This is a genomic window from Streptomyces sp. NPDC052107 (genome assembly GCF_040680215.1).
Lineage (GTDB): Bacteria > Actinomycetota > Actinomycetes > Streptomycetales > Streptomycetaceae > Streptomyces.
This window is the reverse complement of sequence record NZ_JBFAWG010000002.1, coordinates 356,753-369,532: the sequence shown is the minus strand read 5'-3', so window position 1 is coordinate 369,532 and position 12,780 is coordinate 356,753. Positions and strand designations below refer to the sequence as shown.

The window sequence follows — 12,780 nt, the reverse complement described above, 5'->3', positions numbered from 1 at the left end:
ACAAGCTGTGGTCCAGAGCCTACCGGCGCTGCCGTTTCCTCAGCGAACCCATATACGGTACGGGGCTACACACAGCGGTCGGCTCACGAGCACGCACGCGTACCGGTCGGCACACGACACTCATCGACACCCATGAGGAGAGAACCCGGTGGTCAGCCAGGAGCAGCGGCGGCGTCAGCTCGCCCGGGAGAAGTTCTTGCGGCAGCAGCAGCGGCGTACCCAGGCACGCCGCAAGGCCAATGTGCGCAACTCCGTCATCGCGTCCGTACTGGGCGTCATCGTGATCGGCAGTGTCACGCTCTACACGACCGGAGTGCTGAAGGGCGACGACAAGAAGGCCAACGCCGCCGCGGACGTCACGCCCAGCGCCACACCGACCAGCAAGGCCCCGGACCCCTGCGCGAAGCCGGCGGCCGGCTCGGTCGAGAAGATGAGCTGGAAGAAGGAGCCGGCGATGACGATCGACACGTCGGCGAAGTACTCGATGAAGCTCGCCACGACGTGCGGTGACATCGACGTCGCGCTGAAGACGGCGGCGGCCCCGCACACCGTGAACTCGTTCAACTTCCTGGCGGGCAAGGGCTACTTCGACCACACCAAGTGCCACCGCCTGACCACGACCGGCATCTACGTGCTCCAGTGCGGCGACCCGCAGGGCACCGGCATGGGCGGACCGGGCTACACGCTTCCGGACGAGAACCTGAAGGACAAGAGCCTGAAGGCCAACACGTACCCGGCGGGCACGGTGGCGATGGCCAACACCGGTCAGAAGCACACCGGCGGCAGCCAGTTCTTCCTGGTCTACAAGGACAGCCCGTTGCCGCCCAGCTACACACCGTTCGGCACGGTGTCGGACGCGGGCATGAAGGTGCTGCAGAAGATCGCCGCCGCGGGTGCCCAGGCGGCCGATCCGACCTCCGGCAACACCGCTCCCAACGCGACCGTGGTGATCAACAAGGCGACGGTGACGAAGTCCTGACGCCGACCTGGAGACCAAGACGGCCAACAGCGGAATTTCGGTCGCGCTGGATGCGGACAGGCAACCCGCTGGTCGCCTATGTTGGCCGTGACGAAACTGTGGACGATGCCCGGGGGTGCTGAGGCCCCCCGCAGGCATCATGTGGAGGAGGCGCTGTGAGCAGCGACCCGTGGGGCCGCGTCGACGAGACGGGGACCGTGTACGTGCGTACGGCCGACGGCGAGCAGGTCGTCGGCTCCTGGGCGGCCGGCTCCCCCGAGGAGGCGCTGTCCTACTTCGAGCGCAAGTACGAGGGCCTGGTTGTCGAGATCGGCCTCCTCGAGAAGCGAGTACAGACCACCGACCTGTCGGCGAAGGACGCCCAGGCCGCGATCGCGCACCTGCGCGAGCAGGTGGACGCCCACCACGCGGTCGGTGACCTGGACACGCTGCGGAAGCGGCTGGACAAGCTGGTGGCGACCGTCGAGGCCCGCCGCGAGGAGCGCAAGCAGCAGCGGGCCAAGCAGTCCGACGAGGCCCGCAAGGCCAAGGAGGACCTGGTCACCGAGGCGGAGCAGCTGGCGCAGTCCGACCAGTGGCGGGCCGCCGGCGAGCGGCTGCGGGCGCTGGTGGACACCTGGAAGGGTCTGCCGCGTCTGGACCGCAAGTCCGACGACGAGCTGTGGCATCGCTTCTCGCACGCCCGGTCGGCGTTCTCCAAGCGGCGCAAGGCGCACTTCGCGCAGCTGGACGCCCAGCGCGAGGAGGCCCGCCGGACCAAGGAACGGCTGGTCGCCGAGGCCGAGGCGCTGTCGGGTTCGACGGACTGGGGTCCGACGGCGGCCCGTTACCGCGAGCTGATGGCGGAGTGGAAGGCCGCGGGCCGCGCCCAGCGCGAGCACGAGGACGACCTGTGGAACCGCTTCCGGGGCGCCCAGGACGTGTTCTTCGCCGCCCGCAGCTCGGTGTTCGCCGAGCGGGACGCGGAACAGGCGGAGAACCTGAAGCTGAAGGAGGAGCTGGCCGAGGAGGCCGAGAAGCTCCTGCCGATCGGCGACCTGAAGTCCGCGCGGGCCGCCTTCCGCTCGATCAACGAGCGCTGGGAGGCCATCGGCCATGTCCCGCGGGACGCGCGTCCGAAGATCGAGGGCCGGATGCACGCGGTCGAGCGGGCGATCCAGGACGCCGAGGAGGCCGAGTGGCGCCGGACGAACCCGGAGGCACGCGCGCGTGCCGAGGGTCTGACCGGTCAGCTGCAGGCCGCCGTCGACAAGCTGAGGGCGCAGATCGACCAGGCGCGTGCCCAGGGCAACAACTCCAAGGCCGACAAGCTGGAGCGCGAGCTGGAGGGCCGCCAGGCGCTCCTGGACCAGGCTCTGAAGGGCCTGCAGGAGTTCGGCGGCTGATCCCCTGGCTCACGTGATGAAAGGCCCCGTACGGCGCGTACGGGGCCTTTCACATGGCTGCTTACGACCGGGAGCGTCCCGAGGTCACGCGGTACACGTCGTACACGCCCTCCACGCCCCGTACGGCCTTCAGGACGTGACCGAGGTGCTTGGGGTCGCCCATCTCGAAGGTGAACCGGGAGGTGGCCACGCGGTCGCGGGAGGTCTGGACGGCCGCCGAGAGGATGTTGACGTGCTGGTCGGACAGGACGCGGGTGACGTCCGACAGCAGGCGGGAGCGGTCCAGCGCCTCGACCTGGATGGCGACCAGGAAGACCGAGGACTGGGTGGGCGCCCACTCGACGTCGAGGATGCGCTCGGGCTCGCGGGAGAGCGACTCGACGTTGACGCAGTCGCTGCGGTGAACCGATACGCCGCTGCCCCGCGTGACGAAGCCGATGATCGGGTCGCCGGGGACGGGCGTGCAGCAGCGGGCCAGCTTGACCCACACGTCGTCGACGCCCTTCACCACGACGCCGGGGTCGGCGCTGGAGCGGCGCTTGCGGCCACGGCTGCGGGACGGCGGGACCGCCTCGTCGATCTCCTCGGTGGCGGCCTCCTCGCCGCCGAGGGCCTGCACGAGCTTCTGCACGATGTGCTGTGCGGAGACATGGCCCTCGCCGATCGCGGCGTACAGCGCGGAGATGTCCGAATAGCGCATCTCGTGCGCGAGCGTGACGAGGGAGTCGCCGGTGAGGATGCGCTGGATGGGCAGGTTCTGCTTGCGCATCGCCCGTACGATCGCGTCCTTGCCCTGCTCGATCGCCTCGTCCCGGCGCTCCTTGGAGAACCAGGCCCGGATCTTGTTGCGCGCCCGGGGCGACTTGACGAAGCCGAGCCAGTCGCGGGACGGTCCGGCGCCGGGCGCCTTGGAGGTGAAGACCTCCACCAAGTCGCCGTTGTCCAGGGTCGATTCGAGCGGTACGAGCCTGCCGTTTACCCGCGCCCCTATGGTGCGGTGGCCGACCTCGGTGTGGACGGCGTAGGCGAAGTCGACGGGTGTGGCGCCCGCGGGCAGGGCGATGACATCGCCCTTGGGGGTGAAGACGAAGACCTCGTTGCGGGACAGATCGAAGCGCAGGGACTCCAGGAACTCGCCCGGGTCCTCGGTCTCCTTCTGCCAGTCCAGCAGCTGCCGCAGCCACGCCATGTCGTTGATGGCGTCCTTGTCCTTCGCGGACGTCCGGGGCGCGTCCGTACGAACCTTGGAGGCGCCGGCGACGGCCTCCTGCTTGTACTTCCAGTGCGCGGCGATGCCGTACTCGGCGCGGCGGTGCATGTCGAAGGTGCGGATCTGCAGCTCGACCGGCTTGCCGTTGGGCCCGATGACCGTCGTGTGCAGCGACTGGTACATGTTGAACTTGGGCATCGCGATGTAGTCCTTGAACCGGCCGGGGACCGGGTTCCATCGCGCGTGCACGGTGCCGAGGGCGGCGTAGCAGTCGCGGACCGTGTCGACAAGTACACGAATGCCGACCAGGTCGTAGATCTCGGCGAAGTCGCGACCCCGCACGATCATCTTCTGGTAGACGCTGTAGTAGTGCTTCGGGCGGCCGGTGACGGTCGCCTTGATGCGAGCGGCGCGCAGGTCGGCCTGGACCTCGTCGGTCACTATGGCCAGGTATTCGTCACGCTTCGGTGCCCTTTCGGCCACCAGCCGGACGATCTCGTCGTACATCTTGGGGTAGAGGATCGCGAACGCGAGGTCCTCCAGCTCCCACTTGATGGTGTTCATGCCCAGCCGGTGGGCGAGCGGCGCGTAGATCTCCAGCGTCTCCCGCGCCTTCTTCTCCTGCTTCTCACGCTTCAAGTAGCGCATGGTGCGCATGTTGTGCAGGCGGTCGGCGAGCTTGATGACCAGGACGCGCGGGTCCTTGGCCATCGCCACGACCATCTTGCGCACCGTCTCGGCCTGGGCGGCCTCGCCGAACTTGACCTTGTCCAGCTTGGTGACGCCGTCGACGAGCAGGGCGACGGTGTCGCCGAAGTCGCGGCGCAGCTGGTCCAGGCCGTACTCGGTGTCCTCGACGGTGTCGTGCAGCAGCCCCGCCATGAGCGTGGCGGGGTCCATGCCCAGCTCGGCGAGGATGGTGGTCACGGCGAGCGGATGCGTGATGTACGGGTCGCCGCTCTTGCGCTTCTGCCCGCGGTGCCAGCGCTCGGCGACCTGATAGGCGCGCTCGATCTGCCGCAGAGTCGAGTTCTCGATCTTCGGATCATTGCTGCGCACTATCCGCAGCAGCGGTTCGAGAACCGGGTTGTAGGGGTTCGCGCGCTGCACCCCGAGGCGGGCCAGGCGGGCGCGGACGCGGTTGGAGGAGCCGGTGCGGCCGGGCTGGACGACGGGCGGGCGCACCACGGGCGGCTGGGCCGGACGCTCGGGCGGGGCGGGCTTGGGACGCGAGGCCTCGGCAGCCTTCTCGACGGGCGCGGACTGGGCGTGCTCGATCGGCCCGCGGGTGTCGTTCTTCGCGTGGGACACGTGCGGCGCGGGCTTCGCCGCGGCGGCCGAGGCGGACTCGGGCTTTGCGGCGGTCAGGTGCTGGGCCTCGTCTGGCAAGAGGACTCCTCGTGCGCGATCCGGGTCCCCCGGTCAGGCTCCGGAGACCCCATGGTAGCGATCCTGCGGCTGGTCATCGCCTTCAGGCGGAAGTGAGGACCGTCCACCTGTGCAACGCGGGGGACTTCCGCCGGATTCCGTGAGGTGGATTCCGGGTGATTCGGGGGCGTGCGGGAGCTGTCATGGGGGTGGCCTCGGGCCGCAGGTGGCTCCGGCCGGTGGCCGACCATGTACCTGCGGCCGCCGACGGCGAGCACCACCCACCGGGGCCACCCGCACCCGACGACGAGAGCCGCACCGGTGGTGCGCGTGGGAAACACGAAGCGGCCTACGGCGAAGCCGAGGCCGCTTGTGCAACAACCCGCTCAGACCTGAAGCAGCGCCTCCAGCGGCGCCCCGTCCAGCGCCGGCTCCAGCCGGGCACGGCCGCCCAGGAAGCCCAGCTCCATCAGCACCGCGAGGCCGGAGACGTCCGCACCGGCGCGCTGGATCAGCTGGATCGCCGCCTCGGCCGTACCGCCCGTGGCGAGGACGTCGTCCACGATCAGCACCCGGTCACCGGAGGCCAGGTCCTCCGCGTGCACCTCGATCTCGGCCGAGCCGTACTCCAGGTCGTACGCCTGGCGCAGCGTCGCTCCGGGCAGCTTGCCCGCCTTGCGGACCGGAATGAAGCCGAGGCCCGCGCGGACGGCGACCGGGGCGCCCAGGATGAAGCCCCGGGCCTCCAGACCGACGATCTTGGTCGCGCCGGTGTTCGTGGCGATCTCGGCCAGCGTGTCGGTCAGCGCCGTGAACGCGGCCGGGTCCGCCAGGAGCGGGGTGATGTCCTTGAACATCACGCCCGGCTCGGGGTAGTCGGCGACGTCACGGATGCGGCTGAGGAGCAACTCCTGGATGTCGGTCATCGGCGCTTCCCGGAGGGTCGGCCGCGGCCCCGGCCGCGGGACGCGGGCTGGTTGCGGGGGCCCACGACGGCGGGGGCCGCATCGGCGGAGTCGTCGTCGGCGCGGTCCGCGGCGAGGTCCTCCTCGGCGGCGGCCTGGGCACGTTTGGCCAGGACCCGCTTGGTGAGGGCCTTCATCGCCGGCTCGCGCTCCTTGAGGTCGGCGACGAGCGGCGTGGCGATGAAGATCGACGAGTAGGCACCGGCCGCGAGGCCGACGAACAGCGACAGCGAGATGTCGTTCAGCGTGCCGGCGCCGAGGAAGCCACCGCCGATGAACAGCAGGCCCGCGACCGGCAGCAGGGCGACGACCGTGGTGTTGATGGAACGGACCAGGGTGCCGTTGATCGACCGGTTGGCGATATCGCTGTACGTCCAGCGGCTCTGCTTGGTGATGTCCTTCGTCTGCTCCTTGAGGCTGTCGAAGACGACGACCGTGTCGTAGAGCGAGTAACCGAGGATCGTCAGCAGACCGATGACCGTACCGGGCGTGACCTCGAAACCGACGAGGGCGTAGATACCGGTCGTGATCGTGATGTCGTGGATCAGCGCGACCAGGGCCGCGACGGCCATGCGCCACTCGAAGGCGATGGCCAGGTAGATCACGACGAGCACCATGAAGATGCCCAGGCCCTCCCAGGCCTTGTTGGCGATCTGCTGGCCCCAGCTCGGGCCGACCAGGTCGGCGGCGAGCTTCTCGGGGTTGAGGTTCAGGTCCTTGGCCAGCTCCTGCTTGATCTTGTCGGACTGGCCGGTGTCGATACCGGCGATCTGGATGCGCAGGCTGCCGTTGCCGAGCTTCTGCACGATCGCCTCGTGGCCGGAGGCGTCCTTGGCGTAGTTCTCCGCCTGGGTCACCGAGGTGCTCATGTGGGTCGGCGTGGTGAAGACCGCGCCGCCCTTGAACTCGATGCCCATGTTCAGCCCGCGCACCGCCAGGCCGACGATGGCCGTGATGGTGATCAGGATGGAGACGCCGTACCAGATCTTGCGCTTGCCGACGAAGTCGTACGAGATCTCGCCGCGGTGCAGTCGAGCGCCGAGGTTGCCCAGTTTCGACATCGCTCAGGCCTCCTTCGGGTCGACAGAGCCGGCGGCGGGGCCGGCGGGACGGCGGGTGCGGCGCAGCGGCGGCTTGGCACCCAGGCTCTTCGGGTCGAGGCCGGACCACTTGTGGCCGCTCGCGAAGAACTTGCGGCGGGCGAGGAGCGTCATCAGCGGCTTGGTGAACAGGAAGACGACGACCACGTCGAGCACGGTGGTCAGGCCGAGCGTGAACGCGAAGCCCTGGACCTTGCCGACGGTCACGATGAACAGGACGGCGGCGGCGAGGAACGACACGAAGTCGGAGACCAGGATGGTGCGCCGGGCGCGCGGCCAGGCCCGCTCGACGGCGGGGCGCAGCGAGCGGCCCTCGCGGATCTCGTCCCGGATGCGTTCGAAGTAGACGATGAACGAGTCCGCGGTGATACCGATGGCGACGATGGCACCGCAGACGGCCGGCAGGTTCAGCGCGAAGCCGATGGCCGGGCCGAGCAGCGACATGATCACGTAGGTGAGGATCGCGGACACCAGCAGCGAGGCCATGGCGACGACCGACAGGCCCCGGTAGTAGACGACCAGGTAGATCACGACCAGGGCCAGGCCGATCGCGCCGGCGAGCAGGCCGGCGTGCAGCTGCTCACCGCCGAGCGCGGCGGTGACGGTGGTGACGGACTGCTCCTGGAAGGACAGCGGCAGGGCGCCGTACGACAGCATGTTGGCGAGGCTCTGGGCGTCCTGCTGCGTGAAGCTGCCGGAGATCTCCGCCTGGCCGCCGGTGATGGCCCCCTGCACGAACGGGCTGGAGACGACCTCGCCGTCCAGGACGATGCCGAACTCGTTCTGCGGGGACTGGTTCTTCGCCAGCTGGCCCGTGATGTCGGCGAACTTCTTGGCGCCGCTGCTGCTGAAGGTCATCTGGACCTGCCAGCCGGAGGCGCCCTGGGTGTCGAAGACGGCCTGCGCCTTCTTCACCTCGGTGCCGTCGACGGCGGCCGGGCCGAGCACGTACTTGTACCAGACCTTGTGGATCTGGCCGCAGGCCACCGTGGGCTCACCGGGCTTCGAGGCGCCTCCCACCTTGGCCCGCTCGGCGGGCTTGGAGCAGTCCAGGGCGGCGTACTGGGCCTGGAGCTTGGCAGCGGTGGTACCGGCGCTGGAGGAGGCCGAGGGGGTCGCCGACGGGGTGGACGACGGCTTGGTGCTGCCGGAGGCGGACGCGCTCGGCGTGGGGGTGGAGCCGGCCTTCAGCGCGTCGGTGACGGCGCGGCCCTGGGATGTCGCCGAGGCCGTGGGGGACGCGGTGGAGGTGGAGGACGAGGACGCCTTCTCCTTGGAGGAGGAAGAGGCGGAGGGACTCGTGCTCGGCTTCGTCGAGGAGCTGCCGCTGGGGGACGCGCTCGGCGACGGGCTCTGCGCGGCGCCACCGCTGGGCTCGGTGGCCAGGACCGGGCGGAAGTACAGCTTGGCGGTGGTGCCGACCTGCTGCTGGGCCTCCTTGGAATTGGTGCCCTTGGGGATGTTGACGATGATGTTGTCGGTCCCCTGGGTCTGCACCTCCGCCTCGGAGACGCCGAGGCCGTTGACACGGCGGTTCATGATGTCGACCGCGGTGTCCATGTTGGCCTTGTTGACCACAGACCCCTGGTCGGCCTTCGCCTTGAGCGTGATGCTCGTGCCACCGGCGAGGTCGATGCCGAGACGCGGAGTTTTGTTCCCGGACAGGAACATGCCTCCGGTGAGCGCCACGATGGCGATCAGGATGAGGGCCAGCGAGCGCCCTGGCTTGCTCTGGGCGCTCGCGCTCCGGCCCCTCTTAGGTGCTGCCACCTTCTCGTACTCCCTCTCGGGCCGCCCCACGCGGTCGGCGCGGTCGGCCATGACATGGTGTCGGGCTGTTCCGTGCGGGAAACAGACGCCCGGTGGTGCGCGGGGCGCGATCATTCCGCGCAGCGCACCACCGGGGCGTGACTACTTCGCGTCGGTGTCGCCGTCGGTCTTCTTCGGCTCGTCCTCCGCCTTGGCCTCGGCGGCCACGGCCGGGTCGGTGCCGTCCTCGTCGGCGTCCTTCTTACCGAGATCGACGGCCTTGTCGTCGGAGGCGGCGGCAGCGGGCGAGTCGGACTCGTCGGTCTCGGTGAGGGAGGAGGCGTCGTCCGGGACGATGTCGGCGTCGGACTTCAGGTCGTGCTCGATGCCGTGAACGATGCGGTTGTACTCGTCGTCGGTGAGGACGGCGCCGATCGCGTTCTTGGCGAAGAGGAGCTCGACGCCCGGGCCGGCGTCGAGGAGGACGGTGTCCTCGTTGACCTCCTTGACCGTCGCGTACATTCCCCCGATCGTGCGGACACCGGAGCCGGGCTGCATCTCGTTCCGCATAGTGGCGGCCTGCTGCTGCTTCTTCTTGGCCGAGCGCGTCATCAGGAACATGGCCGCGATGAGCACGATGAAGGGGAGAAGGGTAAAGGCATTCACGGGACGGGGTTTCCTTCGCGCGACCGCGACGGAGAGCGGCCTGTTGATGGGGGTGTGGGTCGGCGCCGCCCACAAAGGCGGCATCGGCGGAGTCTAAGCGAGTCCGCGTGCATGGAACAACGCTCAGCATGGCACCTGAGTTCCTGACCGGGCCAATGTCCTCGCCGCCACCAGGACATCATCGCGCCGTCAGGTCCCGAACAAGTCCTGTTGTCCGTTTCCGCGGGTCGCTCCCCCGCTCGCCGAGCGGGGCGGGGTCAGACCGAGGTGCTCCCAGGCGGCCGGGGTGGCGACCCGGCCGCGCGGGGTGCGGGCGAGCAGGCCCTCCCGGACGAGGAACGGTTCGGCGACCTCCTCGACGGTCTCCCGCTCCTCCCCCACCGCGACGGCGAGCGTGGACAGGCCGACCGGGCCGCCGCCGAAGAGTTTCAGCAGGGCCTCCAGGACGGCGCGGTCGAGTCGGTCGAGGCCGCGCGGGTCGACCTCGTAGACGGCGAGGGCGGCCGCGGCGATCTCGCGGGTGATCAGGCCGTCCGCCTTGACCTGCGCATAGTCGCGGACGCGGCGCAGCAGGCGGTTGGCGATGCGGGGGGTGCCGCGGGAGCGGCCGGCGATCTCGGCGGCGCCGTCCGGCTCGATCTCGACGTCCAGCAGGTTCGCCGAGCGGTGCACGACCCGCTCGAGTTCGTGGGGCTCGTAGAACTCCATGTGCGCGGTGAAGCCGAAGCGGTCGCGCAGCGGGGGCGGCAGCAGGCCAGCGCGGGTGGTGGCGCCGACCAGGGTGAACGGGGGCAGTTCGAGCGGGATCGCGGTGGCGCCGGGGCCCTTGCCGACGATGACGTCGACGCGGAAGTCCTCCATCGCCATGTACAGCATCTCCTCGGCGGGCCGGGACATGCGGTGGATCTCGTCCAGGAAGAGGACCTCGCCCTCCTGGAGGGAGGAGAGGATCGCGGCGAGGTCGCCGGCGTGCTGGATGGCGGGGCCGGAGGTGATACGGATGGGGGCGCCCATCTCGGCGGCGATGATCATCGACAGCGTGGTCTTGCCGAGGCCGGGCGCGCCGGAGAGCAGCACATGGTCGGCGGTGGCGCCACGCGCGCGTGCGGCCCGCAGGACGAGGTCGAGCTGTTCGCGGACCTTCTCCTGGCCGATGAACTCGCCGAGGTCCTTGGGGCGCAGCGCGGCCTCGACGGCCTGGTCGTCCCGGTCGGCGGACGCACCGACGAGCCGCTCGGGGGCGGAGGTGTCGGTGGTGTCGTCCCAGTTCATGGAATGTGCCTCGATCGTCGTGGGGTCAGCGGGCGCGGTTCAGGGTCTGCAGGGCGGCCCTCAGCAGCTGTCCGACCTGCGGTGTGCCGTCGGCGGCCTCGGCCTGGGGCGCCACCGCGGCGACGGCCTCGTCGGCCTCGCGGGTGGCGTAGCCGAGGCCGATGAGGGCCGCGTGCAGCTGGTCGCGCCAGCCCTGGGTGACCGGGGCGCCGATCGCGGGGGCGCCGACGGGCTCGCCGAGCCGGTCCTTCAGCTCCAGCAGCAGCTTCTGCGCGCCCTTCTTGCCGATGCCGGGGACGGCGGTGAGGGCCTTCTCGTCACCGGTGGCGACGGCGCGGCGCAGCGCGTCCGGGGTGTGCACGGCGAGCATGGCCTGGGCCAGGCGCGGGCCGACACCGCTCGCGGTCTGCAGCAGCTCGAAGACCTGTCGTTCGTCGTCGTCGGCGAAGCCGTACAGGGTCAGCGAGTCCTCGCGGACGACGAGCGAGGTGTGCAGCTTGGCGGGCTGGCCCATGCGGAGCGTGGACAGCGTGTTGGGCGTGCACTGGACGGCCATGCCCACGCCGCCGACCTCGACGACCGCGGCGTCGGGGGCGAGCGCGGCGACCGTGCCGCTGACGAAGGCGATCATGCCGTACGGCCTTTCGTTGCGTTGACTGTGTGGCGGGCGACCGCCTGCTGGAGCCGGGTCTGGGCGGGGGCGCGCCAGATGTGGCAGATGGCGAGCGCGAGGGCGTCGGCGGCGTCGGCCGGCTTCGGTGGCGCGGAGAGCCGGAGCAGACGGGTGATCATGGCGCCGACCTGTGCCTTGTCGGCGCGTCCGGAGCCGGTGACGGCCGCCTTGACCTCGCTCGGGGTGTGCAGGGCGACGGGGATGCCGCGCCGGGCGGCGCACAGCATGGCCACGGCGCTGGCCTGGGCGGTGCCCATCACCGTGCGCACGTTGTGCTGGCTGAAGACGCGTTCGACGGCGACGAACTCGGGCCGGTGCTCGTCCAGCCAGTGCTCGATGCCCTGCTCGACGGCGAGGAGGCGGTGGCTGAGATCGGCGTCCACGGGCGTGCGCACGACACCGACGCCGAGCATGGTGAGCGGGCGGCCCGCGACCCCCTCGACGACGCCGACACCGCAGCGCGTCAGCCCCGGGTCCACCCCCAGTACCCGCACCGGGCCCCTCCCTTCGCCGGCTCGATCACCTGTTTGTGCAGGCTATCGGGTGCCGGTGACAATGACGGCGGGCCGGTGGGACGTGTCCCACCGGCCCGCCGGAAATCCGCTGAACCCGCGCGGCGTTACGCGTCGACCTTCTCCATGATCTCGTCGCTGACGTCGAAGTTGGCGAAGACGTTCTGCACGTCGTCACTGTCCTCGAGCGCGTCGATCAGCTTGAAGATCTTCTTGGCGCCCTCCTCGTCCAGCTCGACCTGCATGGTCGGGACGAAGTTGGCCTCGGCGGACTCGTAGTCGATGCCCGCCTCCTGGAGGGCGGTGCGGACCGCGACCAGGTCGGTGGCCTCGCTGATGACCTCGAAGTTCTCGCCGAGGTCGTTGACTTCCTCGGCACCCGCGTCCAGGACGGCGCCGAGCACGTCGTCCTCGGTCAGCTCGCCCTTGGGAACGATGACCACGCCCTTGCGGTTGAACAGGTACGACACCGAGCCCGGGTCGGCCATGGAGCCGCCGTTGCGGGTCATGGCCACGCGGACGTCCGAGGCGGCGCGGTTGCGGTTGTCGGTGAGGCACTCGATGAGCACCGCGACGCCGCTGGGGCCGTAACCCTCGTACATGATCGTCTCGTAGTCGGCGCCGCCGGCCTCGAGACCGCCACCGCGCTTGATCGCGGAGTCGATGTTCTTGTTCGGCACCGACTGCTTCTTCGCCTTCTGGACGGCGTCGTAGAGCGTCGGGTTGCCGTCGAGATCGACGCCGCCCATGCGGGCCGCGACCTCGATGTTCTTGATCAGCTTCGCGAAGAGCTTGCCGCGCTTGGCATCGATCACGGCCTTCTTGTGCTTCGTCGTGGCCCATTTAGAGTGGCCGGACATCTGCCTGTCTCCTTCGCGTAACCAATCTCTGTACGAACGTC

General features: G+C 69.8%; 11 protein-coding genes. 2 read left to right on the top strand and 9 right to left on the bottom strand.

The features are described from left to right. Positions 1-148: 148 nt before the first annotated feature. Positions 149-979 carry a peptidylprolyl isomerase gene (locus AB0M27_RS03650; protein ID WP_365717475.1) on the top strand — a complete coding sequence of 277 codons (831 nt, stop codon included), beginning with the start codon at positions 149-151 and terminating at the stop codon, positions 977-979. A gap of 155 nt (positions 980-1,134) precedes the next feature. Then, complete coding sequence (locus AB0M27_RS03645; protein ID WP_365717473.1) at positions 1,135-2,364, top strand: DUF349 domain-containing protein; 1,230 nt, start codon at positions 1,135-1,137, stop codon at positions 2,362-2,364. A 61-nt stretch (positions 2,365-2,425) separates the two neighbouring features. Here AB0M27_RS03645 and AB0M27_RS03640 read toward each other — a convergent pair whose 3' ends face one another. The 9 genes from AB0M27_RS03640 to AB0M27_RS03600 form a co-directional block, all read right to left on the bottom strand. Continuing rightward, positions 2,426-4,963, bottom strand: a complete 2,538-nt coding sequence (locus AB0M27_RS03640; RefSeq protein ID WP_365717471.1) for a bifunctional (p)ppGpp synthetase/guanosine-3',5'-bis(diphosphate) 3'-pyrophosphohydrolase — start codon at positions 4,961-4,963, stop codon at positions 2,426-2,428. Positions 4,964-5,328: 365 nt separating this feature from the next. Beyond that, positions 5,329-5,868: an adenine phosphoribosyltransferase gene (locus tag AB0M27_RS03635; protein ID WP_365717469.1), complete on the bottom strand. Its 540-nt coding sequence runs from the start codon at positions 5,866-5,868 to the stop codon at positions 5,329-5,331. Next, positions 5,865-6,968 carry a protein translocase subunit SecF gene (gene secF / locus AB0M27_RS03630; protein ID WP_365717467.1) on the bottom strand — a complete coding sequence of 368 codons (1,104 nt, stop codon included), beginning with the start codon at positions 6,966-6,968 and terminating at the stop codon, positions 5,865-5,867. Before secF ends, AB0M27_RS03635 begins: the two co-directional genes overlap by 4 nt. Before the next feature lie 3 nt (positions 6,969-6,971). Next, positions 6,972-8,777: a protein translocase subunit SecD gene (gene secD, locus AB0M27_RS03625; protein WP_365717539.1), complete on the bottom strand. Its 1,806-nt coding sequence runs from the start codon at positions 8,775-8,777 to the stop codon at positions 6,972-6,974. 141 nt (positions 8,778-8,918) lie between these two features. Beyond that, complete coding sequence (gene yajC / locus AB0M27_RS03620; RefSeq protein WP_365717465.1) at positions 8,919-9,422, bottom strand: preprotein translocase subunit YajC; 504 nt, start codon at positions 9,420-9,422, stop codon at positions 8,919-8,921. A gap of 189 nt (positions 9,423-9,611) precedes the next feature. Beyond that, complete coding sequence (ruvB, locus tag AB0M27_RS03615) at positions 9,612-10,694, bottom strand: Holliday junction branch migration DNA helicase RuvB (RefSeq protein WP_365717463.1); 1,083 nt, start codon at positions 10,692-10,694, stop codon at positions 9,612-9,614. A gap of 25 nt (positions 10,695-10,719) precedes the next feature. Further along, complete coding sequence (ruvA, locus tag AB0M27_RS03610; protein WP_365717461.1) at positions 10,720-11,325, bottom strand: Holliday junction branch migration protein RuvA; 606 nt, start codon at positions 11,323-11,325, stop codon at positions 10,720-10,722. Further along, on the bottom strand, positions 11,322-11,861 hold the full coding sequence (gene ruvC / locus AB0M27_RS03605) for a crossover junction endodeoxyribonuclease RuvC (protein ID WP_365717459.1): 540 nt from the start codon (positions 11,859-11,861) through the stop codon (positions 11,322-11,324). Before ruvC ends, ruvA begins: the two co-directional genes overlap by 4 nt. A 125-nt stretch (positions 11,862-11,986) precedes the next feature. After that, positions 11,987-12,739 carry a YebC/PmpR family DNA-binding transcriptional regulator gene (locus AB0M27_RS03600; protein ID WP_365717457.1) on the bottom strand — a complete coding sequence of 251 codons (753 nt, stop codon included), beginning with the start codon at positions 12,737-12,739 and terminating at the stop codon, positions 11,987-11,989. Between the last annotated feature and the right edge of the window lie 41 nt (positions 12,740-12,780).